Raw genomic sequence first — 25,903 nt, forward strand, 5'->3', positions numbered from 1 at the left:
TAAAATTTAAATTTTAATAAAGTGAATTTTTAACCTTGCGATAGTGTCCAATATCTCCACCTGATTCCCTTTCCTTAAAATAAGCTTAAGACGCCATTGATTTCGGCGTTTTATTATTTAAATGCCGTTTACTTTTGCACGCCTACAATCCGCCTCATCAATCATAATGAGACGGTATTAATGAAGATGTTATTGATTACAGGCGTGACCGGATTTCTGGGCGGTGCAGTTCTTGAAAAAATCCTGACCAGCGATCAACCTGCAAAACTCCTTTTGCTTGCGCGCGCCAGCGATCCGCAGAGCGGGCTGGAGCGCGTACTGGAGAACATGCGCAAGTTCAACGTTCCCGAGGACAAACTGGCCTCCCTGAAGGTGGATAATATCCTGATTGGCGACCTCAGCCAGCCTGAAGCCTTTCTCAACGATCCCCGTCTGGATCGGGTCACGCACGTGGTTAACTGTGCGGCCGTGGCCTCATTTGGTAATAACCCGCTGATCTGGAAGGTAAACGTAGAAGGTACGCTCGCGCTGGCGCGCCGTATGGAGCAGGTTACAGGACTGCAGCGTTTCCTCCACGTCGGCACAGCAATGTCATGCACGCCGGAGCAGGATTCACTGGTCGCCGAAAGCGCTGAATTCAGAGAGAATGCTGAACACTTGGTGGAATACACGTTTTCGAAGTCAACTATCGAACAGCTGATGCGCCAGGAGTGTCCGAACCTGCCGCTGCTCATCGCCCGTCCGTCCATCGTCGTCGGCCATACCCGTCACGGCTGCACGCCGTCGAGCAGCATTTTCTGGGTCTTTAGCATGGGCCTGATGCTGCAGAAGTTTATGTGCTCAATGGAAGACAGGATCGACGTTGTTCCGGTGGATTATTGCGCCGACGCGATGTTAATGCTGCTCAACAGCAACGCTCGTCCGGGAGAAGTGGTACACATTTCTGCGGGAGAAGAGAACAGCGTTCGCTTTGCGGATATCGATCAGGCAATGGCGCAGGCGCTGGAGAAAGCCCCCGTCGGGGATAAATATGCGCAGGTCAGCTACGAAACGCTGGTCAGAATGCGCCGCGAGCTGAAACATATTTTTGGGCCGTGCAACGAACGTCTGATGCTGAAAGCCATGCGTTTATACGGTGCGTTTGCCACGCTTAACGTGCGCTTCAGCAACGATAAGCTGCTGAGCATGGGGATGCCGAAGCCACCCCGGTTTACGGATTACATCGCCCGCTGCGTGCAAACCACTCAGGGGCTGACCATTCCGGAGCAAATGGCGGTCGATTTTAAATAGCCAAAAAAAATGCCAGTCATTCGACTGGCATTTTCATTTTAAGGCTTAAGCAATTATGCCTGGCCTTTGATCTCTTTACGACCGTTGTATGGTGCTTTTTCGCCCAGCGCTTCTTCGATACGAATCAGCTGGTTGTATTTAGCAACACGGTCAGAACGGCTCATAGAACCGGTTTTGATCTGGCCTGCAGCGGTACCCACAGCCAGGTCGGCAATGGTAGCGTCTTCAGTTTCGCCAGAACGGTGAGAGATAACAGCGGTGTAGCCAGCGTCTTTCGCCATTTTGATCGCAGCCAGAGTTTCGGTCAGAGAACCGATCTGGTTGAATTTGATCAGGATGGAGTTAACGATGCCTTTCTCGATGCCTTCTTTCAGGATCTTGGTGTTGGTTACGAACAGGTCGTCACCAACCAGCTGGATTTTGTCGCCCAGTACTTTAGTCTGGTATGCGAAGCCAGCCCAGTCAGACTCGTCCAGACCGTCTTCGATAGACACGATTGGGTACTGTTTGGTCAGGTCTTCCAGGAAGTGAGTGAACTCTTCGGAGGTGAACGCTTTGTTGCCTTCGCCAGCCAGAACGTATTTACCGTCTTTGTAGAATTCAGATGCTGCACAGTCCATCGCCAGGGTGATGTCTTTGCCCAGCTCGTAGCCAGCAGCTTTTACTGCTTCTGCGATAACAGCCAGCGCTTCTGCGTTAGAACCCAGGTTTGGCGCATAGCCACCTTCGTCACCAACAGCAGTGTTCATACCTTTAGCTTTCAGAACTTTAGCCAGGTTGTGGAACACTTCAGAACCCATACGTACCGCTTCTTTCAGGGATTTCGCGCCAACTGGCTGAATCATGAATTCCTGAATATCAACGTTGTTGTCTGCGTGCTCACCACCGTTGATGATGTTCATCATTGGTACAGGCATGGAGTATTTGCCTGGGGTGCCGTTCAGTTCAGCGATGTGCTCGAACAGTGGCATACCTTTCGCAGCAGCAGCCGCTTTGGCGTTTGCCAGAGAAACTGCCAGGATTGCGTTCGCACCGAAGTTAGATTTGTTTTCAGTACCGTCCAGATCGATCATGATCTTGTCGATGCCAGCCTGGTCTTTGGCGTCTTTGCCAAGGATTGCCTGAGCAATAGGACCGTTTACAGCGCCAACCGCTTTCAGTACGCCTTTGCCCAGGAAGCGGGATTTGTCGCCATCGCGCAGTTCCAGCGCTTCGCGAGAACCAGTAGAAGCACCTGATGGAGCAGCAGCCATACCAACGAAACCACCTTCCAGGTGAACTTCGGCTTCAACGGTCGGGTTACCACGGGAGTCGATGATTTCACGACCGATGACTTTAACGATTTTGGACATTAGATTTTCCTCAGTACAAGTTAAACTAAAACTCCAGACAAACAACGCGTACCAAAGGTACGCGTTGCCGTTCTAACTTTTTTTACTTCGCCTGACGCTTCTGGTAGTCGCTGGCGGCCTTCACGAAGCCTGCAAACAGCGGATGCCCGTCACGTGGCGTTGAAGTAAATTCCGGGTGGAACTGGCAGGCGACAAACCACGGATGGTTTGGCACTTCAATGATCTCGACTAACTGATCATCCCCGGAGCGGCCCGCAACACGCAGGCCCGCGGCTTCAATAGGTTTCAACAACATGTTGTTGACTTCATAGCGGTGACGATGGCGCTCGGTGATGACCGGCTCGCCGTACAGCTTGCGAACCACGCTATCGTCAGACAGCTGGCAGGCCTGTGCGCCAAGACGCATGGTGCCACCCAGATCGCTCTTCTCGGTACGGACTTCGACGTTACCTTCTTCGTCACGCCATTCAGTGATAAGCGCCACAACAGGGTACTTACAGTCTGGCACAAATTCCGTAGAGTTCGCGTTTTCCATTCCCGCTACGTTGCGCGCAAATTCGATCAGCGCAACCTGCATACCCAGGCAGATGCCGAGGTATGGAATATTGTTTTCACGCGCATAGCGCGCGGTGGCGATCTTGCCTTCTACACCACGGTAGCCGAAGCCGCCAGGGATAAGGATAGCATCCAGATCTTTAAGGATTTCAACGCCACGCGTTTCAACATCCTGCGAATCAATCAGCTTGATGTTCACGGAAACACGGTTCTTCAGACCACCGTGTTTCAGCGCTTCGATCACTGACTTATAGGCATCCGGCAGTTCAATGTACTTGCCGACCATACCGATAGTCACTTCGCCTGCCGGGTTGGCTTCTTCATAAATAACCTGTTCCCATTCAGACAGGTTCGCTTCCGGACAGTTCAAGCTGAATCGTTTACAAATATAATCGTCCAGGCCCTGAGATTTCAACAGGCCCGGGATTTTATAAATGGAATCGACATCTTTCATTGAAATAACGGCTTTTTCAGGCACGTTACAGAACAATGCAATTTTCGCACGTTCGTTCGCCGGAACCGCGCGATCGGAGCGGCAAACCAGGATATCTGGCTGAATACCAATAGAGAGCAGCTCTTTCACAGAGTGCTGAGTCGGCTTGGTTTTCACTTCACCTGCGGCGGCCATGTACGGCACCAGAGTCAGGTGCATGAACAGCGCGTGCTCACGGCCAATATCTACCGCCAGCTGACGAATCGCTTCCAGGAATGGCAGGGATTCGATATCACCCACGGTACCGCCGATTTCAACCAGCACCACGTCGTGGCCTTCGCCACCCGCAACAATGCGTTCTTTGATTGCGTTAGTGATGTGCGGGATAACCTGAACGGTTGCACCCAGGTAGTCACCACGGCGCTCTTTACGCAGAACGTCGGAGTAGATGCGGCCAGTCGTGAAGTTGTTACGACGGGTCATTTTGGTGCGGATGAAACGCTCGTAGTGGCCAAGATCCAGATCGGTTTCAGCGCCGTCTTCAGTAACGAACACTTCCCCGTGTTGGATTGGGCTCATGGTGCCCGGATCGACGTTGATGTACGGATCCAGTTTCATCATGGTCACATTGAGGCCACGGGCTTCAAGAATGGCTGCGAGGGAGGCTGCGGCAATGCCTTTACCCAGAGAGGATACGACCCCGCCGGTCACAAAAATATAGTTCGTTGTCATGCTGAACCTGAGAAGTTAGGGTGAAACGATGGAATAACCAGGACGGGAAAGTAGTATACCCGAACACGGCGAGCGCCACAAACTTTCATTCTCCGTCTCCATTCCAGGCCATGACAAACATAAGGAGTGAGAAAATAGCCCCTTTTGGGTAAATGTTTTTGACGCAAATCAAGCGCTTGTCATTTAAAAAATCACACAAATTGCGCTTGATCGCAAAATCTCGTTAGAGATCAGATTCCTGGCGCTTTACTTCTTGCCAGACTTCTTCCATCGCTTCGAGGTCAATTCCGCTCATTTCCAGGCCTCGCGAGGCGACAATCCGCTCAACTTCGCGAAAGCGTCGTTCAAATTTTAGGTTGGCTTTTTGCAGGGCGGTTTCCGCTTTTACACCCAGGTGGCGAGAAAGGTTGACGGTCGCGAACAGCAGGTCGCCCATCTCTTCCTCAAGCTTTGCTTCATCCACCACTGCCTGCTGCGCTTCGTGCATGACTTCGTCAATCTCTTCGTGCACTTTATCCAGCACCGGGCCGAGGGAGGTCCAGTCAAAACCGACTGCGGAGCAGCGCTTCTGGATTTTATGCGCGCGCATCAGCGCGGGCAGGCTCAGCGGGATATCATCCAGCGCCGAGTGCTGGGATTTTTCCGCCCGCTCGGCGCTTTTGATCTGCTCCCAGCGGGCCAGCACCTCCGCGCTGTTCCCTGCGGTGGCATCGCCGAAGATATGGGGATGACGGCGCTCAAGCTTGTCGCTGATGGCAGCGCAGATATCGTCAAAGTTAAAGCGCCCCTCTTCCTGCGCCATTTGCGCATAGAACACCACCTGGAACAGCAGATCGCCCAGCTCGCCGCGCAGGTCGTCAAAATCTTCGCGGGAAATAGCGTCCAGCACCTCATAGGTCTCTTCAAGGGTGTACGGGGCGATGGTGGCGAAAGTCTGCTCTTTATCCCACGGGCAGCCGTTTTCCGGGTCGCGTAGGCGTTTCATGATGCCAAGCAGGCGGTCGATTTGAGTCATAGTGTTTTCCATTAAAAAAACAAGCCGGGCGGCGACAAAGCCTTACCCGGCCTACAGAAGAGTGTGTTTAACCGCCGTGCAGACGACGCGCGTCAATCACATCCGGCACCTGGTTCAGTTTGCCAAGCACGCGGCCCAGCACCTGCAGGTTGTAGATTTCGATGGTCATATCGATGGTGGCAAGCTGCTCGCGGGTATCGCTGCGGCTGGCGACGCCCAGAACGTTGACCTTCTCGTTGGCGAGAATGGTCGTGATGTCGCGCAGCAGACCGCTGCGGTCGTTGGCAGTGACGCGCACCACCAGTGAGTAGCCGGCGGAGTAGCTCTCACCCCAGACCGCCTCCACGATGCGCTCCGGCGCATGGGACTGCAGCTCCGCAAGCTGGTCGCAGTCGGAACGGTGAATCGAAATCCCGCGTCCCTGGGTGATAAAGCCGACGATATCGTCGCCCGGAATAGGCTGGCAGCAGCGGGCAATGTGGTGCATCAGGTTACCTACGCCTTCAACCACCACTCGGCCGTTGTCTTTGCTGCGCTGCTGCGGGGCGTAGGTTTTCTGCTGCAGCTGCTTCAGCGCCGCCGCGTCCTGCTCTGCCGCGCTTGGCTTATTGAACTGCGCCTGCAGGAAGTTCACCATCTGATTCAGACGGATATCACCGCCGCCAATGGCCGCTAACAGCTCGTCAAGCTCGTTAAAGTTGTAGCGCGGCAGCAGGAATTTCTCCGCCTCTTTCAGGCTTATCCCGATATGCTCCAGCTCGTCGTCAAGGATCTGGCGACCGGCAAGAATGTTCTTGTCACGATCCTGTTTACGGAACCAGGCGTGAATTTTCGATCGCCCGCGGCTGGTGGTGACGTAGCCCAGGTTCGGGTTAAGCCAGTCACGGCTCGGGTTGGGCTGCTTCTGGGTAATGATTTCAATCTGGTCACCCATCTGCAGTTGATAGGTGAACGGTACGATACGTCCGCCGATTTTCGCCCCGATGCAGCGGTGTCCCACATCGCTGTGGATGTGGTAGGCAAAATCGAGCGGCGTAGAGCCCGCCGGCAGGTCGACAACGTCCCCTTTTGGGGTAAAGACGTACACGCGATCGTCAAAGACCTGGCTACGCACTTCGTCGAGCATCTCGCCGGAGTCGGCCATCTCTTCCTGCCACGCAATCAGCTTGCGCAGCCAGGCAATGCGGTCCTCGTGGCCAGAACGCGCTCCGCCGGAGGTGCCTTCTTTGTATTTCCAGTGCGCGGCCACGCCCAGCTCGGCGTCTTCGTGCATCTGTTTGGTGCGAATCTGAATCTCGACCGTTTTGCCACCAGGGCCAAGCACAACGGTATGGATAGACTGATAGCCGTTCGGTTTGGGGTTGGCGACATAGTCATCGAACTCATCGGGAAGATGACGGAAGTGAGTGTGTACTATCCCCAGCGCGGCGTAGCAGTCCTGCAGACGCTCCGCCACGATACGCACGGCGCGCACGTCAAACAGCTCGTCAAAGGCGAGGTGTTTCTTCTGCATTTTGCGCCAGATGCTGTAGATATGCTTAGGCCGGCCGTAGACTTCGGCGCGCACGTTCTCTTCTTTCATCGCCTGGCGCAGCCCGCCGACAAATTCCTCGATATAGTGCTCGCGGTCGATACGGCGCTCGTGCAGGAGTTTGGCAATACGTTTATATTCCGCCGGGTGCAGATAGCGGAAGCAGTAATCTTCCAGCTCCCATTTCAGCTGACCAATCCCTAAGCGGTTCGCCAGCGGCGCGTAGATATTTGTACACTCTTTGGCCGCCAGCACGCGCTCGTCTTCCGGCGCATCCTTCACCTCACGCAGGTGGGCAATACGCTCGGCAAGCTTGATGACTACGCAGCGGAAATCATCCACCATGGCCAGCAGCATCCGGCGAACGTTATCGACCTGCTCAGAGGAGACGGAATCGGTATGCGCGGCTTTGAGCTGGCGAATAGCCGCCATATCGCGCACGCCGTGTATCAGCGCGACGACGGATTTCCCGACGCTGTCGCGCAGTACGTCTTCGCTGACCACGTCCGCATCCGCGAGGGGGAAGAGAAGCGCGGCCTGCAGCGTTTCAATATCCATGTTCAGCATGGATAAGATTTCCACCATCTCCACGCCGCGCCACAGGAGAAGATCGGCATCCGGATGCCCCTGCGTGGTGCGCAGACAATAGGCCCAGGTTTCGGTTAAGCGTTCACACGACTGCTGGCTGGAAATTCCCAGACTTGCGATCCATTTTTGTGGGTCAAATTCCCCAGCTTTATTGAGATGTGCACTTCTTACCGCAACCATTGTCCTCTCCTTTAGGGACCTGGGCCTGTCGAAGTCGACAAGCCAAACAAATTAGATGTGCTCGAACAACACCATCGATTCCAGATGTCCAGTGTGCGGGAACATGTCCAGCATTGCCAGACGCTGAATCTGGTAACCCGCGCTGATTAATGCCTCGCTGTCCCGGGCAAGCGTTGCCGGGTTACAGGAAACATAGACCACACGCTTCGGCGCGAGTTTAATAATATGTGCCATCACACCCGGGGCACCGGCACGCGCCGGGTCGAGCAAAATTTTATCAAAGCCCTGCTTTGCCCACGGCTGTTGGGTGACATCTTCCTCAAGATTTTGATGAAAGAATGTCACATTTTGCAAGCCGTTCTGCAGCGCGTTCTCCTGCCCTTTAGCCACCAGCGCCTCAACGCCTTCCACGCCGACGACGCTGGCCGCTTCTCGCGCCAGCGGCAGCGTGAAGTTGCCCATTCCGCAGAACAGGTCGAGCACCCGATCGCTTTTCTGAACGTCCAGCCACGTCAGCGCTTTCTCAACCATCTGCTGGTTAACGCCATCATTCACCTGAATGAAATCCCGCGGGCTGAACGTTAAGCGTAGCCCGTTTGACGCATACCAGGGCGCCTCACCGGTAACCTGCTCAAGTATCTCGCTTTGTGGTGCAAGGAAAAGCGCCAGGTCGTGGGAATGCGAAAAGCGTTCCAGTTTTTCGCGATCTTTTTTCGACAACGGCGCGGTATGGCGCAGGACCATCAGCGGTCCATTGTTTGCCATAACCAGTTCGACATGCCCGAGGTGGCGAACGCCGTCCAGCCCGGAAAGACAGGTGCGCACCTCTGGAAGCAATGCCTCAAGATGGGGCACCAAAATAGGGCACTGCTGCACATCGACAATGTCGCTGGAACCGGCCTTGCGAAACCCCATCTCCAGCCGAGCCGTTTTTGGCTGATAGCTGAGGCTCAGGCGCGCGCGTCGACGATAGCCCCAGGGCACATCGGCGAGAATTTCGTTAACGTCATGTTTAAGCTGACGCGCCAGCGCGCGGCTTTTGCTTTTTTGCTGTAATTCTGTGCTCGCATGCTGTTGCTGGCAGCCCCCGCAAACGCCAAAATGTGGGCAGCGGGGCTTCACGCGCTCCGGGCTATCGTTGAGGCGACGCTTAACCTGTCCGCGCGCGAACTGGCGTTTATCTTCCGTCAGCGTAATTTCTGCTCGTTCTGTTGGCAGTAAACCTGTTATAAACAGAGCCTTACCATTGTGACGTGCCACTCCCTGACCAAACGGATCGAGGTCCGTGGCTTCAACAGTAATGATTTGACGCGTCGTCACGCGTCGCTTTGCAGAGTAGAATTGCGCCATCGCCGAGATTTTTCTCACATAAACATAATTATCTTAATTGTCCCATAACGGAACGCCATGACCAACTACAGCCTGCGCGCGCGCATGATGATTTTGATCCTCGCCCCCACCGTTCTCATCGGTTTGCTGCTGAGTATCTTCTTTGTGGTGCACCGCTATAACGATTTGCAGCGGCAGCTGGAGGATGCAGGCGCCAGCATTATCGAACCGCTTGCCGTTTCCAGCGAGTACGGCATGAACCTGCAAAACCGCGAATCCATTGGCCAGTTAATCAGCGTGCTCCACCGCCGTCACTCGGACATCGTACGCGCCATTTCCGTTTACGATGAACATAACCGCCTGTTTGTCACCTCGAATTTTCATCTCGATCCGGCGGCCCTGAAGATCCCGGACGGTACGCCATTCCCGCGCCACCTCACCGTCTTGCGGCGCGGCGATATCATGATCCTGCGCACGCCGATCGTGTCGGAAAGCTATTCTCCCGATGAGTCTGCGCAATCCGACGCCAAATCCAGCAACAATATGCTGGGATATGTGGCGCTGGAGCTGGATCTCAAGTCGGTCCGGCTACAGCAGTACAAAGAAATTTTCATCTCTGGCGTGATGATGCTGTTCTGCATTGGCATTGCGCTGATCTTCGGCTGGCGCCTGATGCGCGACGTGACGGGCCCCATCCGCAACATGGTTAATACGGTTGACCGCATCCGCCGGGGACAGCTCGACAGCCGGGTGGAAGGGTTTATGCTGGGTGAGCTGGACATGCTGAAAAACGGCATCAACTCGATGGCCATGTCGCTGGCGGCGTATCACGAAGAGATGCAGCACAACGTTGACCAGGCCACGTCCGACCTGCGCGAAACGCTGGAGCAGATGGAGATCCAGAACGTTGAGCTGGATCTGGCGAAAAAGCGCGCCCAGGAAGCGGCACGTATTAAGTCGGAATTCCTTGCCAATATGTCGCACGAGCTGCGTACGCCGCTCAATGGCGTGATCGGCTTTACCCGCCTGACGCTGAAAAGCGAGCTCAACCCGACTCAGCGCGATCACCTGCACACCATTGAACGTTCGGCCAACAACCTGCTGGCGATCATCAACGACGTGCTCGACTTCTCCAAGCTGGAAGCGGGCAAGCTGATCCTGGAGAGTATTCCGTTCCCGCTGCGCAGTACGCTCGATGAGGTGGTGACGCTGCTCGCGCACTCGTCGCACGACAAAGGCCTTGAGCTGACGCTCAACATTAAAAACGACGTGCCGGATAACGTCATTGGCGATCCGCTGCGCCTGCAGCAGGTCATTACCAACCTTGTCGGGAATGCGATTAAATTCACCGAAAGCGGTAACATCGACATTCTGGTAGAAAAACGCTCCATCAGCAGCAATAAGGTGCAGATTGAAGTCCAGATCCGCGATACCGGCATCGGTATTCCTGAGCGGGACCAGTCGCGTCTGTTCCAGGCGTTCCGTCAGGCGGACGCCAGTATCTCCCGCCGTCATGGCGGTACCGGCCTGGGGCTGGTGATCACCCAGCGCCTGGTGAACGAGATGGGCGGCGATATCTCTTTCCACAGCCAGCCGAACCGCGGCTCAACCTTCTGGTTCCACATTAATCTGGACCTCAACCCGAATGTCCTGACCGATGGCCCGGTGACGGACTGCCTGAAAGGCAAGCGTCTGGCCTACGTCGAACCTAATGCGGCAGCAGCGCAGTGTGCGCTCGATATTTTAAGCACCACGCCGCTGGAGGTGGTCTACAGCCCAACCTTCTCAGCGCTTGCGGTTGAGCACTACGATATTCTGCTGATGGGGATCCCGGTTACCTTCACCGGCGAGCTGACCATGCAGCAGGAGCGGCTGGCGAAAGCCGCCTCAATGACCGACTATCTGCTGCTGGCGCTGCCCTGCCACGCCCAGATTAATGCAGAGGAGTTGAAAAACGACGGGGCCGCTGCGTGTCTGCTGAAGCCGCTCACCTCGACCCGCCTCCTGCCCGCGCTCACGGAATATTGCCGTCTTAGCCAGCATGCTCTCCCGCTGATTAACGATGAGCAAAAATTGCCCATGAGCGTGATGGCGGTGGATGATAATCAAGCCAACCTGAAGCTGATTGGCGCATTGCTTGAAGACCAGGTTCAGCACGTTGAGCTGTGCACCAGCGGCGCGCAGGCGGTTGAACAGGCGAAGCAGATGCAGTTCGATTTAATCCTGATGGATATTCAGATGCCGGGCATGGATGGCATTCGGGCCTGCGAGCTGATCCACCAGCTGCCGCACCAGCAGCAAACCCCGGTCATTGCGGTCACCGCGCACGCGATGGCCGGTCAGAAAGAGAAGCTGCTGAGCGCCGGAATGAATGACTATCTGGCGAAGCCCATCGATGAAGAGAAACTTCATAACCTGCTGTTACGCTATAAGCCGGGTCACATTGGCGGGACGTACACGGTTTCCAGCGAGCCGGTTGAAATCAGCGTTAACCAGAACGCCACCTTTGACTGGCAGCTCGCGCTGCGCCAGGCGGCGGGTAAACCCGATTTGGCCCGCGAAATGCTGCAAATGCTGGTCGCGTTTCTGCCGGAAATTCGCAATAAGGTGGAAGAGCAGCTGGTGGGTGAAAACCCGGAAGCGCTGCTGGAAGCAATCCACAAGCTACACGGCAGCTGCGGGTACAGCGGCGTACCGCGGCTGAAAAACCTTTGCCAGCTGCTGGAGCAGCAGCTGCGTGCCGGCACGCCGGAATCGGAGCTTGAACCGGAGTTCCTGGAGCTGCTGGATGAGATGGATAACGTAACGCGCGAAGCGATGAAGGTGTTGGGGAACTGAGATAAAAGCCCGGTGGCGCTTCGCTTACCGGGCCTGCAATTGCGGGTGCGGCCTGATGCCCTCACCCCGCCCCTCTCCCGCAGGGAGAGGGAGCACTACATACCCTGTCCCACTTTCAGCACCGCCGCGATATTCCTGGCGGCCATCCTGACGTTCTCGCTGGCATTTTCCAGCGCATCCTCCAGCGAGCAGATGGTGTAAATCACGCTAAACACCGCATCAATGCCGTGATCGTGTACCACGCCAACGTCCGCCGTCAGGCTGCCTGCAATGCCGATGACGGGTTTGTTAAAGCGTTTCGCCACTTTCGCCACGCCCACCGGGACTTTGCCGTGGATCGTCTGGCTGTCGATGCGGCCTTCTCCCGTGATCACCAGATCCGCATCGGCCACCTGGTCGGCCAGGTGTAGTGCATCGGTCACGATCTCAATGCCCTGGCGCAGCTGCGCGCCGCAAAAGGCATACAGCGCGGCCCCCATGCCACCCGCCGCGCCGCCGCCAGCAAGGTTTAGCACATCGATATCCAGATCCCGGGCAATGACTCTCGCATACTGCGCCAGCGCGTTGTCCAGGGTGACGATCATCTCGGGAGTGGCCCCCTTTTGCGGGCCAAATACGGCTGACGCGCCATCCTTACCGGTGAGCGGATTCGTCACATCACAGGCGACCTCTATCCGGCACTCCGCCAGACGTCTGTCCAGCCCGCTCAGGTCGATACGCGCGAGTTTTCCCAGCTCGCCCCCGCCCTGCCCAAGGGGCTGTTCGTTGGCGTCCAGCAGCTTTGCCCCCAGCGCCTGCACCATCCCTGCTCCGCCGTCATTGGTGGCGCTGCCGCCAATGCCGATGATGATATGCTTAACGCCTGCGTCCAGCGCGTGACGAATAAGTTCGCCCGTGCCCCACGAGGTGGTTTTCAGGGGATTACGCTGCGAAGAGACGACCAGCTCCAGGCCGCTTGCCGCCGCCATTTCAATAAAAGCACTCTGCTCGTCACCGGATAAGCCATAAAATCCTTCCACGCGCTCACCCAGCGGGCCGGTCACCGGAACATGTACCATGCGTCCCCGCGTTGCCGCGATCATCGCCTCAACCGTCCCTTCGCCACCGTCCGCGACCGGGAGTTTGACGTAAACCGCCTCGGGAAAGATCTCGCGAAAACCACGTTCTATCGCTGTCGCAACCTCAAGCGCACTCAAACTTTCCTTATACGAGTCCGGTGCGATAACAATTTTCATAAGCCATCCTTACGCATAGTCGTTACGTTAAGCATACACCACGTAAAAGACCGATTGTGGGAGCGGTCCCAATGCGTTTATCGTACCATGCACGGGCGTTTATTGTCGAATGTCCAGTCGGGGATCAGAAACTGCATCGCCATCGCATCGTCGCGCGCGCCCAGACCGTGTTTTTGATACAGCTCATGGGCTTTCATGACCTGGTCCATATCCAGCTCAACCCCCAGCCCCGGCGTGGAAGGCACCTGCACCATGCCACTCTTGATCTCAAACGGCCGCTTAGTCAGACGCTGATTACCTTCCTGCCAGATCCAGTGCGTGTCGATAGCGGTAGTCGTGCCCGGCGCGGCGGCGGCAACGTGCGTGAACATCGCCAGCGACACGTCGAAGTGGTTATTAGAGTGCGAGCCCCAGGTCAGGCCAAACTCGTGGCACATTTGCGCCACGCGCACCGACCCCTGCATCGTCCAGAAGTGCGGGTCCGCCAGCGGAATATCGACGGACTGCAATGACAGGGTGTGTCCCATCTGACGCCAGTCGGTGGCAATCATATTGGTCGCGGTCGGCAGCCCCGTGGCGCGACGGAATTCCGCCATGACTTCACGGCCAGAGAAGCCCTGTTCAGCCCCACACGGATCTTCCGCATACGCCAGCACGCCTTTCAGCTGCTTACCAATTTTGATCGCTTCATCAAGCGACCACGCGCCGTTCGGATCCAGCGTCACGCGCGCCTGCGGGAAACGTTTTGCCAGCGCGGCGACGGCTTCCGCCTCTTCCTCACCGGCCAGAACGCCGCCCTTCAGTTTGAAATCATTAAAGCCATATTTTTCGTACGCGGCTTCCGCCAGGCGCACCACCGCATCCGGGGTCATCGCCTCGTCGTGGCGAAGTCGGTACCAGTCGCATTGTTCATCCGGCTGGCTCTGATAAGGCAACGGCGTCAGCCTGCGGTCGCCGACAAAGAACAGATAGCCCAGCATTTCCACTTCGCTGCGCTGCTGCCCCTCGCCCAACAGCGAGGCAACGTTAACGCCCAGATGCTGACCCAGCAGATCCAGCATCGCGGATTCAATTCCGGTCACCACGTGAATGGTGGTGCGCAGATCGAAGGTCTGCAGGCCACGCCCTCCGGCATCGCGATCGGCAAAGGTATTGCGCACGGTGTTGAGGACATTTTTATACTCACCCAACGTTTTGCCCACCACCAGCGGAATAGCATCTTCCAGCGTCTGGCGGATCTTCTCCCCACCCGGAATTTCGCCCACGCCCGTATGGCCAGAATTATCTTTGATAATGACAATGTTGCGGGTGAAGAATGGCGCATGCGCGCCGCTCAGGTTCATCAGCATGCTGTCATGGCCAGCAACCGGAACGATCTGCATGGCGGTGACTACAGGGGTAGAAAAAGTGCTCATCGTGTAATCCTTTTATCAGTGACGTCCAAAAACAGGGCGCTTACGGTCAAATGTCCAGCCGGGGATAAGGTACTGCATCGGGCCCGCGTCGTTACGCGCGCCGCCCGGTAGCTTTTTATACGCCTCATGGGCTTTATGGATCTGATCCCAGTCAATCTCCACACCCAGCCCCGGCGCATCCGGTACGGCAATCTTGCCATTGATGATTTCCAGCGGATTTTTCGTCAGACGGGCTTTCCCTTCCTGCCAAATCCAGTGGGTGTCGATGGCGGTCGGGTTACCCGGCACCGCCGCGCCAACGTGGGTAAACATCGCCAGCGAAATATCAAAGTGGTTGTTCGAGTGACAGCCCCATGTCAGCCCCCAGTCATCGCACAGCTGCGCCACGCGCACTGCACCTGAAAGCGTCCAGAAGTGAGGGTCCGCCAGCGGTATGTCGACGGCGTTCAGCATCACCGCATGACCCATTTCACGCCAGTTGGTGGCTATCATATTGGTCGCGACAGGCAGCCCGGTGGCGCGACGAAACTCGGCCATAACTTCACGGCCCGAGAAGCCCTGCTCCGCGCCGCAGGGATCTTCCGCATAGGTCAGGACATCCCCCAGCCCTTTGCACAGGCTAATGGCTTCATCCAGCAGCCATGCGCCGTTGGGATCGACGGTGATCCGCGCATCCGCAAAGCGTTTTTTCAGCGCCCGGGCCGTTTCAATCTCCTGCTCGCCGGGCAGCACGCCGCCCTTCAGCTTGAAATCCTTAAAGCCGTAGCGATCCTGCGCCGCCTCGGCCAGCCGCACCACCGCGTCGCTGGAGAGCGCTTCCTGGTGGCGCAGGCGATACCAGTCGTGATCGCCCGTGGATCGCGCCGGATACGGGAGATCGGTCTTATTGCGATCGCCCACGTAGAACAGATAGCCCAGCACGGTAACCGCATCGCGCTGTTTGCCGGGCCCCAGCAGCTCGCAAACCGGAACATTGAGCGCCTTACCCAGTAAGTCGAGCAGGGCGGCCTCCAGCGCGGCGACTGCGTTGACCCGCAGTTCGAACGTCCAGGCACCTTTACCGAACGTGTCAAAGTCCGCCGACTGATTGCCCTTATGCACCCGCTGAACCACCTTGTTCAGACGGGCGACCTCCTGGCCCACCACCTGCGGAATGGCATCGACCAGCGTCTGGTAAATCACCTCTCCGCCTGGCGCCTCGCCCACGCCGGTATTCCCTGCGCTGTCTTTCAGCACGACGATATTACGGGTAAACCAGGCGTTATGCGCCCCGCCAATATTGAGCAGCATGCTGTCCTGCCCGGCCACCGGAATAACCTTCATCTCCGTAACGGTTGGGCTCGATTGCGTTGTCATCATCCACGCTCCGCAACAGGTTTAAGTTCGACGCGTTTGATATCCCCTACCAGCACCAGGTAACTCAGCACCGCCACCAGCGCATGCACCCCAACATAGATCAACGCACCGTTGAAAGAGCCGGTGGTGCCAACGATGTAGCCGATAGCGATGGGCGTAACAATCCCGGAGATGTTGCCGAACATGTTGAACAGTCCGCCGCTCAGGCCGCTGATCTCTTTCGGTGCCGTATCCGCCATCACCGCCCAGCCCAGCGCGCCAATGCCTTTGCCGAAGAAGGCCATCGCCATAAAGCCGATAATCATCCATTCGGCGTTGACGTAGTTACAGAACACCATGGTCATGGAGAGCAGCATGCCGAGCACAATCGGGGTTTTACGCGCGATGTTCAGCGAGCCGGTCCGGCGCATCAGCCAGTCGGAAATCACTCCGCCGAGCACGCCACCGACGAAGCCGCAGATTGCCGGAACCGACGCGACAAATCCCGCTTTCAGAATCGACATGCCGCGAGCCTGCACCAGGTACACCGGGAACCAGGTGATGAAGAAGTAGGTTAAGGCGTTAATACAGTACTGGCCCAGATAGATGCCGATCATCATGCGCGAGCCGACGAGCTGCTTGATCTGCGCCCATTTCTGGCTGAACGGGACTTTTGCTTTTGCGGATTTCTGATCCATATTGATCAGCGCGCCACCTTCCGCGATGTACTCCAGCTCTTTTTTGTTCACGCCAGGATGCTGGTTGGGTTCGTGGATCACTTTCAGCCAGACGAAGCTGATGACGATCCCAAGCCCCCCCATGAAGAAGAAGACGTGCGACCAGCCCACCTCATGCGTCAGCCAGCCCATGATTGGTGCGAAGATCACCGTTGCGAAGTACTGTGCGGAGTTGAAAATCGCCACCGCCGTTCCCCTCTCCTGCGCCGGGAACCAGGCAGCGACAATGCGGCTGTTCCCCGGGAAGGAAGGTGCTTCCGCTAAGCCTACCAGGAAGCGCAGCGTGAAGAGCGCCACGATAATGCCGAAGCCGCTGAAGATATCGACGAAACCCTGCAACAGGGTAAACATCGACCAGATAAAGATGGACCAGAAATAGACGCGTTTAGATCCAAAACGGTCCAGCAGCCAGCCGCCAGGAATTTGCCCGATGACGTAGGCCCATGAGAATGCGGAGAAAACGTAACCCATGCCCACCGGATCAAGGCCGATATCTTTTGCCATTTCCGAACCGGCAATCGACAGCGTGGCGCGGTCACCATAGTTAAAGGATGTGACGATAAACAGCATCACCACTATCCAGTAGCGGGCGTTGGTGCGCTTTTCAGCGCTGCTCGCTGCGTGGCTTAATGTACTCATTGTTGCACTCCTGAAACATAGCTTTCGCCTGGTTCATTCTGTACAGCACCGGTAGGGTAATCAGAATGAGATTGGTGTTTTGTCGTTTTGGTACGGCCTGACGCCGTTTTATAGTGACCGGAAAAGTATATGAAGGAGTGCCTCATCACCTCACCGTGCAGAAACACAGTATTAAAGGGTGTATGAGAGGTTGTTTATGGCATAAGCCCAGGGGAATGGAAGGTGGTTCACGGAATTGGCGTTTGGTGCGGGGTGTATCGCCGGGTGGCGGCTACGCCTTACCCGGCCTACATAACTATTTAAGGAGAGTTGCCCAGTGCTCGACCCATGGGTTTGATTCGCTTTCTGGCTCCGGATGCTCCCCGGCATCAATCAGCAGCATCTCGCCGACGCGCTGGGCGCTCTGTTCCTGCAGGAGCGCATCGAACTGCTTGCCGCCGCCGCAGAAGTTGGCGTAAGAACTGTCACCCAGAGCAATGATGCCGTAGTGCACGTCCGGCTGATAGCCAAGCTGGTCTTTAATGCCCTGAAACAGCGGCACGATGCTGTCCGGCAGATCGCCCTGCCCGGTGGTGGAGGTCACCACCAGAATGTATTTATCTTTATACTTTTCCCAGTCTGCCAGTTCCGGATCTTCATAGACCGTGGCTTTATGGCCCTGGCTGGCGAGTATTGCCTCAGCCTCTTCCGCTACCAGCAGCGAGTTGCCGTACATTGTCCCGACAAAAATGCCTACTTCAGCCATGATATTTTCCCATAATGAATGCGTTTACCGTTCATCCTGAACGTTGCCCGATACAAACTCAACCCTTTCATTTTCGGGGAGTTGTCCCAGCCAGCCAAACTGTGACAGCGCCTGCATCCAGACGTCGTCCAGCCCCGCACGGATAGTCAGCGGCTCGCCGGTAAACGGGTGCGTCAGGCTCAGCTCGCTGGCGTGCAGCATCAGACGATGGCAGCCAAAGTGTTCGGCCGCACTGCGGTTCTGGCGCAAATCACCGTGTTTGCTGTCGCCAATAATCGGGTGGCGCAGGTGCGCAAGATGGCGTCGCAGCTGGTGCTTACGCCCGGTTTTAGGCAGAAGCTCAACCAGGCTGTAGCGTGTGGTCGGAAATTTGCTGGTTGCAACCGGCATTTCGGTCGTCGCCATGCCGCGATAATCCGTCACCGCGGGCTGAGGACCTTTGTCATCGCGGACAAATTTATCGGCGATTTTGTCCAGCTCCTCTACCAGCGGATAATCCAGCGTGGCGGCTTCCGTCAGCCAGCCGCGCACGATCGCGTGATAGCGCTTTTGCATCTGATGCTGTTCAAACTGCTGTGACAGCAGACGCCCCGCCTCGCTGGAAAGCCCCATCAGCAGCACGCCGGAGGTCGGCCTGTCGAGACGATGGGCGGTAAAAACATGCTGACCAATCTGATCGCGAACGGTCTGCATCACCACCACTTTCTCATCGCGATCGAGCCAGCTGCGGTGTACCAGCCAGCCTGACGGTTTATTTACCGCCACCAGCCACTCGTCCTGATAGAGGATCTCAAGCGTCATGCATCTTCACCGGCAAACAGGGCATCCAGTTTTTCCAGTTCGACCAGCATCACGTCGCGCGCAGGGTGAGTCGTCTCGAGCGCCATTTCATAGTAGGGAGAGACAGCAAACGCCTGCGGAAGCGGGTGACCGCCCTCAAGCAGGGCGTGCATGCGCGGAATTAACACCCACTGCAGCCATTCAAACGGGGCCAGCGTATCCAGGCAGAAGGGCTGAGTGCTCGCGAACGCTTCTGGCTGCGGCGCGGTCTCCTGCCACAGCTGATGTTGGCGCAAAAGGGCTTCGATGGCGTGCAACTGAGCACGAACGCTATCGTGTTGCGTCATAGTAACCTCAACTGAAAAAGTGAACGGCGCGCAGCATAGCATTGCGGAAGGCAGAAATAAAAAAGGGAGCACTGTAAAAACAGTGCTCCCGGTTCGTTTCGCAGCATTCCAGCTACAATTCGTGCTCCCTGCTCATCCGTGACAACTTTTCCTGAAGCCCGAAGGCCTGGTCATCCGTAAGCCAATGCATCCTGCACACATCTTCCTGACGCGTTTGTTTCATCCCGAAACGTCCTGGCCTTCCTGACCCACCGACCATCCTGACCGGCTCTCGTTCTCCTTCCTGGAGGTGTCCCTTACGCATCCTGCGTTATCCACTTCGCTTCATCCTGAAGCCTTCCTGCAGCGCCATCCTGACGAGTCCTGTGTGAGAAACGCCATCATCCTGATGTTCGTTTCTCGTGTCGGCGTCCTGTCGACGGAGATAGAATCCGCTATTCCGCTTCGTCTTACAACCCACTCAGCCAGAGTTGTAAGACGCACAGGCTCCCTAAAAATAATAGGATGAACAATTAATCCGTTGAAAAATAGAGTGATATTAATCTGAATTTAATGAGGTAATACTGAATGTTCCAGCGATCTCTCACAAACCTTGTAAGAGATCTCTCACACGCGCTGTAGCAGCATGGATTACAGAAGGGGCTCAAGTCGGGTGAGGAAATCCGCAAGAGAGGGTGCGAGAGTCTCGCGATTGCGGGTGCCGATAGTCTCTTTAACTACTTCACCTGACAGGTTACAGACGGATAACACATCCAGTTCGCTGTCCAGCGTGGCAATAAAGAGCGTCGGAGAAAGCTTCAGGCGTTTTTGCGTGACCAGATGACCAATCAGGTTTTCCTGAACACGCTGCAGATCGTCTTCGCTCCAGGTCTGCAACAGCGTCAGCGTGATATCAGCAAAGCGCGCGGGCATATCCCCTGCGAACTGCGTGGTATACAACGCATGAACCGCTGGTTGTACCACAATGTCCATTGCCCGTTCAACCGCATTTACATTTTGCTCGCCGTCGAAAGGTTTTGGCTGCCAGATAACATGATCGTCGACTGAAGAGATAATGCACGGCGAGGGTACGCCAAACAAATCAGCACTTTGCGGCCATGTCTGGTGCTTTTCATGCCATGCGTTGCAATAGCGGGTCGTGAAGGTAGTGAGGGCATTTGCAGTTTCGATGTCCACCGATTTCTCTCTTCTTGTCAGACAGGATAAACTCAGGCCATAAGTGTACCTGTAAAGTGGCTATGAAACATGTCTTACGAAAATCATCAGGCGTTAACCGGCTTAACGCTGGGTAAATCGACCGATTACCGCGATACCTACGATGCAAGCCTGCTTCAGGGCGTGCCGCGCAGCCTGAATCGCGATCCTCTGGGCCTGCATGCAGACGCATTGCCGTTTGTCGGCGGTGACATCTGGACGCTGTACGAGCTCTCGTGGCTCAACGCGCGCGGCCTGCCGCAGGTGGCGGTGGGCCACGTGGAGCTGGACTATGCCAGCGTAAATCTCGTCGAGTCCAAAAGCTTTAAGCTTTATCTCAACAGTTTTAACCAGACAAAATTCAACAGCTGGGACGACGTTCAGCATACCCTGGAACGTGATTTAAGCGCCTGCGCGCAGGGAAAGGTGAGCGTCTCACTGTATCGCCTGCACGAGCTGGAAGGCCAGCCGGTCGCCCACTTCACCGGCAGCTGCATCGACGATCAGGATATCGAGGTGGAGAATTACGAATTCAGCGCGGACTACCTCGAAAACGCGGCGAGCGGCAAAGTGGTCGAAGAGACGCTGGTCAGCCACCTGCTGAAATCCAACTGCCTGATCACCCACCAGCCGGACTGGGGCTCGGTGCAGATCCAGTACCGCGGCCCGAAAATTGACCGGGAAAAGCTGCTGCGCTACCTGGTGTCTTTCCGCCATCACAACGAATTCCACGAGCAGTGCGTGGAGCGCATCTTTAGCGATATTCAGCGTTTCTGCCAGCCAGAAAAACTGAGCGTTTATGCGCGCTATACCCGCCGGGGCGGTCTGGACATCAACCCGTGGCGCACCAACACCGATTTTGTGCCGGCAACGGGACGGCTGGTGCGTCAGTAATATAAATATTTTCACAATATGCGCGGTATCTTCCGCGCTTTAGGTTGTGAAACGTCACGCGCCAGGGCTATTGTAATCAACAGGGAAAGACGATAATCGTCCCGTAAGGAGCTCACTTGATTACACATATTAGCCCGCTTGGCTCAATGGATATGTTGTCGCAGCTGGAAGTAGACATGCTTAAGCGCACGGCCAGCAGCGATCTTTATCAACTGTTTCGTAACTGTTCACTTGCCGTACTGAACTCCGGAAGCCTGACAGATAACAGTAAAGAACTGCTGTCCCGCTTCGAAAGCTTTGATATCAACGTGCTGCGCCGCGAGCGTGGCGTGAAGCTTGAAGTCATTAACCCGCCGGAAGAGGCCTTTGTCGACGGGCGCATCATTCGTTCACTTCAGGCTAACCTGTTTGCCGTGCTGCGTGACATCCTGTTTGTTAACGGGCAGATCCACAACGCAGGCCGTTTCCAGCATCTCGACCTGGAAAGCTCGGTCCATATCACCAACCTGGTGTTCTCCATTTTGCGTAACGCCCGTGCCCTGCACGTTGGCGAAGCGCCGAACATGGTCGTCTGCTGGGGCGGCCACTCTATTAACGAAACCGAATACCTTTATGCGCGTCGGGTGGGCACCCAGCTCGGCCTGCGCGAGCTGAATATCTGTACCGGCTGCGGTCCGGGTGCGATGGAAGCGCCAATGAAAGGTGCCGCAGTGGGACACGCGCAGCAGCGTTACAAAGAGGGACGGTTTATCGGCATGACCGAGCCGTCAATCATCGCCGCTGAGCCGCCTAACCCGCTGGTTAACGAGCTGATTATCATGCCGGATATCGAGAAACGTCTTGAAGCGTTTGTCCGTATCGCCCACGGCATTATCATCTTCCCGGGCGGCGTGGGGACAGCGGAAGAGCTGCTCTACCTGCTGGGTATTCTGATGAACCCGGCCAACAAAGATCAGGTTCTGCCGCTGATCCTGACCGGGCCAAAAGAGAGCGCCGACTACTTCCGCGTGCTGGACGAGTTTATCGTGCACACGCTGGGCGAAGCCGCGCGTCGTCACTATCGCATCATCATTGACGATGCCGCGGAAGTGGCGCGCCAGATGAAAAAAGCGATGCCGCTGGTAAAAGAAAACCGTCGCGATACCGGCGATGCGTACAGCTTTAACTGGTCAATCCGTATCGCGCCGGACCTGCAGATCCCGTTCGAGCCAACGCATGAAAATATGGCGAACCTGAAACTCTACCCGGACCAGCCGGTGGAAGTTCTGGCGGCCGATCTGCGTCGTGCTTTCTCCGGGATTGTGGCGGGCAACGTCAAAGAGATGGGCATCCGCGCCATTGAACAGTACGGTCCGTACAAGATCCACGGCGATCCGGAGATGATGCGCCGCATGGACGACATGCTGCAGGGCTTTGTCGCTCAGCACCGCATGAAGCTGCCGGGCTCAGCCTATATTCCTTGCTACGAAATCTGCACATAGCGCTCAGGAGCATCTGATCAAAGCCGGGTCGCCCTGTTGCGCGTCCCGGCTTTTTTATTACCGAGGTAATTCATACGCAACACTTATGTCTTTTACAAACTATGCGCAAACGCAAACGATTACCTGGTTTTTTCAACCGTAAATTATCAGCCTTAATCCAAATTACCTGCCAGAAAATACTAAAAACCCATTTCTTTACAGCTAAAGACACCTATATCACGGGCCAGTCTTTCAGCTCACATGTCGTTGGTGGTAGCCTTCGCGCCCGTAAATTCTCTTTGACGTTTTTTTAACAGATAAATGGTCTAAAGATGCCCACATCATAAGTGGATTATTGCATTTGGGATCAGGATCACTGATAGATTCATAACTAGAATGTATCTTTCCGCCCGCCAATAGTTACGGGCGAAAATTATTAAAAAACCGTCACTGAACGAATTTCATATTACCGTCAGGCACTTTTTCATCGGATTTGACTAAAAAACCTGACAATTCGCTTCCTCCAGGAGATACAGATGGAAACCACTCAAACCAGCACCGTTGCTTCGATTGAATCCCGAAGTGGTTGGCGCAAAACGGATACCATGTGGATGCTTGGCCTTTACGGCACAGCAATCGGCGCTGGTGTACTGTTCCTTCCTATCAACGCAGGCGTCGGCGGTCTGATTCCGCTGATCATCATGGCTATCATTGCTTTTCCGATGACCTTCTTCGCACACCGCGGTCTGACCCGCTTCGTGCTGTCCGGTAAAAACCCGGGCGAAGACATCACTGAAGTTGTTGAAGAGCATTTCGGCGTTGGCGCAGGTAAACTGATTACCCTGCTCTACTTCTTCGCGATTTACCCTATTCTGCTGGTCTACAGCGTGGCAATCACCAACACCGTTGAAAGCTTCATGATGCACCAGCTGCACATGACGCCGCCGCCGCGTGCGATTCTGTCTCTGATCCTGATCGTGGGCATGATGACCATCGTTCGCTTCGGTGAGCAGATGATTGTGAAAGCAATGAGCGTACTGGTCTTCCCGTTCGTTATTGCTCTGATGGTACTGGCTTTCTACCTGATCCCACAGTGGAACGGCGCAGCGCTGGAAACCCTGTCCCTGAGCAGCGCATCGGCAACCGGTAACGGCCTGCTGATGACCCTCTGGCTGGCGATTCCGGTGATGGTGTTCTCCTTCAACCACTCCCCAATCATCTCCTCTTTCGCCGTGGCGAAACGTGAAGAGTACGGTAATGGCGCAGAGAAGAAGTGCTCCAGCATCCTGGCGCGCGCTCACATCATGATGGTGCTGACCGTTATGTTCTTCGTCTTCAGCTGCGTACTGAGCCTCTCCCCGGCGGATCTGGCGGCAGCGAAAGAGCAGAACATCTCTATTCTGTCTTACCTGGCGAACCACTTTAACGCACCGGTCATTGCGTGGATGGCACCTATCATCGCGATTATCGCCATCACCAAATCCTTCCTGGGCCACTACCTCGGCGCGCGTGAAGGCTTCAACGGTATGGTGATTAAATCTCTGCGCGGTAAAGGCAAGAGCATTGAAATCAACAAGCTGAACAAAATCACTGCACTGTTCATGCTGCTCACCACCTGGGCGGTAGCGACCCTGAACCCAAGCATCCTGGGCATGATTGAAACCCTGGGCGGCCCGGTCATCGCGATGATTCTGTTCCTGATGCCTATGTACGCGATTCAGAAAGTCCCTGCTATGCGCAAGTACAGCGGTCATGTGAGCAACGTCTTTGTGGTTATCATGGGTCTTATCGCAATCTCTGCGATCTTCTACTCCCTGTACACCATGTTCTGATTATCACCCGCGCCGTCTTCGGACGGCGCACTCCTCCCTCTCTGACTGAAAGCAATGGACGCATCATGATTAGCGTATTCGATATCTTCAAAATCGGTATTGGTCCTTCCAGCTCTCACACCGTCGGACCAATGAAAGCCGGTAAGCAGTTCACGGATGACTTGATTGCACGCGGCATCTTGCATGACGTTACCCGCGTGGTTGTCGATGTATACGGCTCGCTTTCCCTGACCGGGAAAGGCCACCATACCGATATCGCCATTATCATGGGCCTGGCGGGAAACCTGCCGGATACCGTTGATATTGATGCGATCCCTGGCTTCATCCAGGATGTGAACACACACGGTCGCCTGCTGCTGGCGAACGGTGAGCATGAGGTTGAATTCCCGGTTGACCACTGCATGAATTTCCATGCGGACAACCTGTCGCTGCACGAAAACGGCATGCGCATTACCGCGCTGGCCGGCGACAAAGCGGTATACAGCCAGACGTATTACTCTATCGGCGGCGGCTTTATCGTCGACGAAGACCACTTTGGTCAAACCAATACCTCTTCTGTCGAAGTGCCGTATCCGTACAAAACGGCGGCGGATCTTCAGCGTCACTGTCAGGAGACGGGCCTTTCCCTCTCCGGCCTGATGATGAAAAACGAGCTGGCACTTCACAGTAAAGAAGAGCTCGAACAGCACTTCGCTAACGTCTGGGAAGTGATGCGCGGCGGTATTGAGCGCGGGATCACCACCGAAGGCGTTCTGCCGGGCAAGCTTCGCGTGCCGCGTCGCGCTGCTGCGCTGCGCCGTATGCTGGTGAGCACCGACAAAACGACGACGGACCCGATGGCCGTTGTAGACTGGATCAACATGTTCGCCCTGGCGGTAAACGAAGAGAACGCCGCAGGGGGCCGCGTGGTCACCGCGCCAACTAACGGCGCCTGCGGTATCGTTCCGGCGGTGCTGGCGTACTACGACAAGTTTATCCGTGAAGTGAACGCGAACTCGCTGGCGCGCTACCTGCTGGTCGCCAGTGCGATTGGTTCGCTGTATAAGATGAACGCGTCTATTTCCGGTGCGGAAGTGGGCTGTCAGGGTGAAGTCGGCGTGGCGTGCTCCATGGCGGCGGCGGGTCTGGCCGAACTGCTGGGTGCAAGCCCGACACAGGTGTGCATTGCTGCGGAAATCGGCATGGAACATAACCTGGGACTGACCTGTGACCCGGTTGCCGGACAGGTACAGGTGCCGTGCATCGAACGTAACGCGATTGCCTCCGTGAAGGCGGTGAACGCGGCACGTATGGCGCTGCGCCGCACCAGCGAGCCGCGCGTCTGTCTCGATAAGGTTATCGAAACCATGTACGAAACCGGTAAAGATATGAACGCCAAATATCGCGAAACCTCTCGCGGCGGCCTGGCGATGAAGATCGTGACCTGCGATTAACCCCCTCAGGAAGC

The 25,903-nt window shown here is 55.9% G+C and carries 19 protein-coding genes; 6 read left to right on the top strand and 13 right to left on the bottom strand.

Annotated features, from left to right (window positions below):
• Positions 1-180 precede the first annotated feature (180 nt).
• The gene (locus INF68_RS02180; RefSeq protein WP_126796356.1) at positions 181-1,290 is read left to right on the top strand and encodes an SDR family oxidoreductase; all 1,110 of its coding nucleotides are present in this window, start codon (positions 181-183) and stop codon (positions 1,288-1,290) included.
• Between the two features lie 53 nt (positions 1,291-1,343).
• Here the strand turns inward: INF68_RS02180 and eno are convergent, their stop codons facing one another.
• From eno to rlmD, 5 genes are all read right to left on the bottom strand, one after another.
• Entirely contained in the window at positions 1,344-2,642 is a 1,299-nt protein-coding gene (eno, locus tag INF68_RS02185; RefSeq protein WP_045355766.1) for a phosphopyruvate hydratase, read from the bottom strand.
• An 82-nt stretch (positions 2,643-2,724) separates the two neighbouring features.
• Entirely contained in the window at positions 2,725-4,362 is a 1,638-nt protein-coding gene (gene pyrG / locus INF68_RS02190; RefSeq protein WP_023309013.1) for a glutamine hydrolyzing CTP synthase, read from the bottom strand.
• A 223-nt stretch (positions 4,363-4,585) separates the two neighbouring features.
• The gene (mazG, locus tag INF68_RS02195) at positions 4,586-5,377 is read right to left on the bottom strand and encodes a nucleoside triphosphate pyrophosphohydrolase (RefSeq protein WP_023333241.1); all 792 of its coding nucleotides are present in this window, start codon (positions 5,375-5,377) and stop codon (positions 4,586-4,588) included.
• 67 nt (positions 5,378-5,444) lie between these two features.
• Positions 5,445-7,676, bottom strand: a complete 2,232-nt coding sequence (gene relA, locus INF68_RS02200) for a GTP diphosphokinase (protein ID WP_023309015.1) — start codon at positions 7,674-7,676, stop codon at positions 5,445-5,447.
• Positions 7,677-7,727: 51 nt separating this feature from the next.
• Positions 7,728-9,026, bottom strand: coding sequence for a 23S rRNA (uracil(1939)-C(5))-methyltransferase RlmD (gene rlmD / locus INF68_RS02205; RefSeq protein ID WP_126785850.1), 1,299 nt, complete (start codon positions 9,024-9,026; stop codon positions 7,728-7,730).
• Positions 9,027-9,083: 57 nt separating this feature from the next.
• Here rlmD and barA point away from each other — a divergent pair, with 57 nt between their 5' ends.
• Positions 9,084-11,843: a two-component sensor histidine kinase BarA gene (gene barA, locus INF68_RS02210; RefSeq protein ID WP_126785849.1), complete on the top strand. Its 2,760-nt coding sequence runs from the start codon at positions 9,084-9,086 to the stop codon at positions 11,841-11,843.
• A 95-nt stretch (positions 11,844-11,938) separates the two neighbouring features.
• Here barA and INF68_RS02215 read toward each other — a convergent pair whose 3' ends face one another.
• The 8 genes from INF68_RS02215 to syd form a co-directional block, all read right to left on the bottom strand.
• Positions 11,939-13,078, bottom strand: a complete 1,140-nt coding sequence (locus INF68_RS02215; protein ID WP_126785848.1) for a glycerate kinase — start codon at positions 13,076-13,078, stop codon at positions 11,939-11,941.
• 77 nt (positions 13,079-13,155) lie between these two features.
• Positions 13,156-14,493, bottom strand: a complete 1,338-nt coding sequence (gudD, locus tag INF68_RS02220; protein ID WP_126785847.1) for a glucarate dehydratase — start codon at positions 14,491-14,493, stop codon at positions 13,156-13,158.
• 15 nt (positions 14,494-14,508) lie between these two features.
• A complete protein-coding gene (locus INF68_RS02225; protein ID WP_126785925.1) occupies positions 14,509-15,849 on the bottom strand; it encodes an enolase C-terminal domain-like protein in 1,341 nt (446 codons plus the stop codon).
• Positions 15,849-17,204, bottom strand: coding sequence for a galactarate/glucarate/glycerate transporter GudP (gene gudP, locus INF68_RS02230; RefSeq protein WP_023309021.1), 1,356 nt, complete (start codon positions 17,202-17,204; stop codon positions 15,849-15,851). The genes INF68_RS02225 and gudP overlap by 1 nt, the downstream gene beginning before the upstream one ends.
• A 295-nt stretch (positions 17,205-17,499) precedes the next feature.
• Positions 17,500-17,949 (bottom strand): flavodoxin, encoded by a 450-nt coding sequence (locus INF68_RS02235; RefSeq protein ID WP_029741558.1) that lies wholly within the window; start codon positions 17,947-17,949, stop codon positions 17,500-17,502.
• Between the two features lie 24 nt (positions 17,950-17,973).
• Positions 17,974-18,750 carry a tRNA pseudouridine(65) synthase TruC gene (gene truC, locus INF68_RS02240; protein ID WP_126785846.1) on the bottom strand — a complete coding sequence of 259 codons (777 nt, stop codon included), beginning with the start codon at positions 18,748-18,750 and terminating at the stop codon, positions 17,974-17,976.
• Entirely contained in the window at positions 18,747-19,076 is a 330-nt protein-coding gene (locus INF68_RS02245) for a YqcC family protein (RefSeq protein ID WP_033146428.1), read from the bottom strand. Before INF68_RS02245 ends, truC begins: the two co-directional genes overlap by 4 nt.
• 630 nt (positions 19,077-19,706) lie before the next feature.
• A complete protein-coding gene (syd, locus tag INF68_RS02250; RefSeq protein ID WP_109844644.1) occupies positions 19,707-20,252 on the bottom strand; it encodes a SecY-interacting protein in 546 nt (181 codons plus the stop codon).
• Between the two features lie 69 nt (positions 20,253-20,321).
• Between syd and queF the strand changes: the two genes are divergently transcribed.
• From queF to sdaB, 4 genes are all read left to right on the top strand, one after another.
• Positions 20,322-21,164, top strand: a complete 843-nt coding sequence (gene queF, locus INF68_RS02255) for an NADPH-dependent 7-cyano-7-deazaguanine reductase QueF (RefSeq protein WP_126785845.1) — start codon at positions 20,322-20,324, stop codon at positions 21,162-21,164.
• Between the two features lie 116 nt (positions 21,165-21,280).
• Positions 21,281-22,645 carry a nucleotide 5'-monophosphate nucleosidase PpnN gene (gene ppnN / locus INF68_RS02260; RefSeq protein ID WP_023309027.1) on the top strand — a complete coding sequence of 455 codons (1,365 nt, stop codon included), beginning with the start codon at positions 21,281-21,283 and terminating at the stop codon, positions 22,643-22,645.
• A 515-nt stretch (positions 22,646-23,160) separates the two neighbouring features.
• Entirely contained in the window at positions 23,161-24,456 is a 1,296-nt protein-coding gene (locus INF68_RS02265; protein WP_059446901.1) for an HAAAP family serine/threonine permease, read from the top strand.
• A gap of 65 nt (positions 24,457-24,521) precedes the next feature.
• Positions 24,522-25,889 (top strand): L-serine ammonia-lyase II, encoded by a 1,368-nt coding sequence (gene sdaB, locus INF68_RS02270; RefSeq protein ID WP_045404159.1) that lies wholly within the window; start codon positions 24,522-24,524, stop codon positions 25,887-25,889.
• The last annotated feature ends 14 nt before the right edge of the window (positions 25,890-25,903 follow it).

It is taken from the genome of Enterobacter cloacae complex sp. P16RS2 (assembly GCF_014982155.1).
In the GTDB taxonomy this organism is placed as follows: Bacteria; Pseudomonadota; Gammaproteobacteria; order Enterobacterales; family Enterobacteriaceae; genus Enterobacter; species Enterobacter cloacae_M.

Coding starts and splice junctions, on each gene's coding strand:
- INF68_RS02180 (WP_126796356.1), top strand. CDS start 181: ATGAAGATGTTATTGATTACAGGCGTGACCGGATTTCTGGGCGGTGCA.
- eno (WP_045355766.1), bottom strand. CDS start 2,642: ATGTCCAAAATCGTTAAAGTCATCGGTCGTGAAATCATCGACTCCCGT.
- pyrG (WP_023309013.1), bottom strand. CDS start 4,362: ATGACAACGAACTATATTTTTGTGACCGGCGGGGTCGTATCCTCTCTG.
- mazG (WP_023333241.1), bottom strand. CDS start 5,377: ATGACTCAAATCGACCGCCTGCTTGGCATCATGAAACGCCTACGCGAC.
- relA (WP_023309015.1), bottom strand. CDS start 7,676: ATGGTTGCGGTAAGAAGTGCACATCTCAATAAAGCTGGGGAATTTGAC.
- rlmD (WP_126785850.1), bottom strand. CDS start 9,026: ATGGCGCAATTCTACTCTGCAAAGCGACGCGTGACGACGCGTCAAATC.
- barA (WP_126785849.1), top strand. CDS start 9,084: ATGACCAACTACAGCCTGCGCGCGCGCATGATGATTTTGATCCTCGCC.
- INF68_RS02215 (WP_126785848.1), bottom strand. CDS start 13,078: ATGAAAATTGTTATCGCACCGGACTCGTATAAGGAAAGTTTGAGTGCG.
- gudD (WP_126785847.1), bottom strand. CDS start 14,493: ATGAGCACTTTTTCTACCCCTGTAGTCACCGCCATGCAGATCGTTCCG.
- INF68_RS02225 (WP_126785925.1), bottom strand. CDS start 15,849: ATGACAACGCAATCGAGCCCAACCGTTACGGAGATGAAGGTTATTCCG.
- gudP (WP_023309021.1), bottom strand. CDS start 17,204: ATGAGTACATTAAGCCACGCAGCGAGCAGCGCTGAAAAGCGCACCAAC.
- INF68_RS02235 (WP_029741558.1), bottom strand. CDS start 17,949: ATGGCTGAAGTAGGCATTTTTGTCGGGACAATGTACGGCAACTCGCTG.
- truC (WP_126785846.1), bottom strand. CDS start 18,750: ATGACGCTTGAGATCCTCTATCAGGACGAGTGGCTGGTGGCGGTAAAT.
- INF68_RS02245 (WP_033146428.1), bottom strand. CDS start 19,076: ATGACGCAACACGATAGCGTTCGTGCTCAGTTGCACGCCATCGAAGCC.
- queF (WP_126785845.1), top strand. CDS start 20,322: ATGTCTTACGAAAATCATCAGGCGTTAACCGGCTTAACGCTGGGTAAA.
- INF68_RS02265 (WP_059446901.1), top strand. CDS start 23,161: ATGGAAACCACTCAAACCAGCACCGTTGCTTCGATTGAATCCCGAAGT.
- sdaB (WP_045404159.1), top strand. CDS start 24,522: ATGATTAGCGTATTCGATATCTTCAAAATCGGTATTGGTCCTTCCAGC.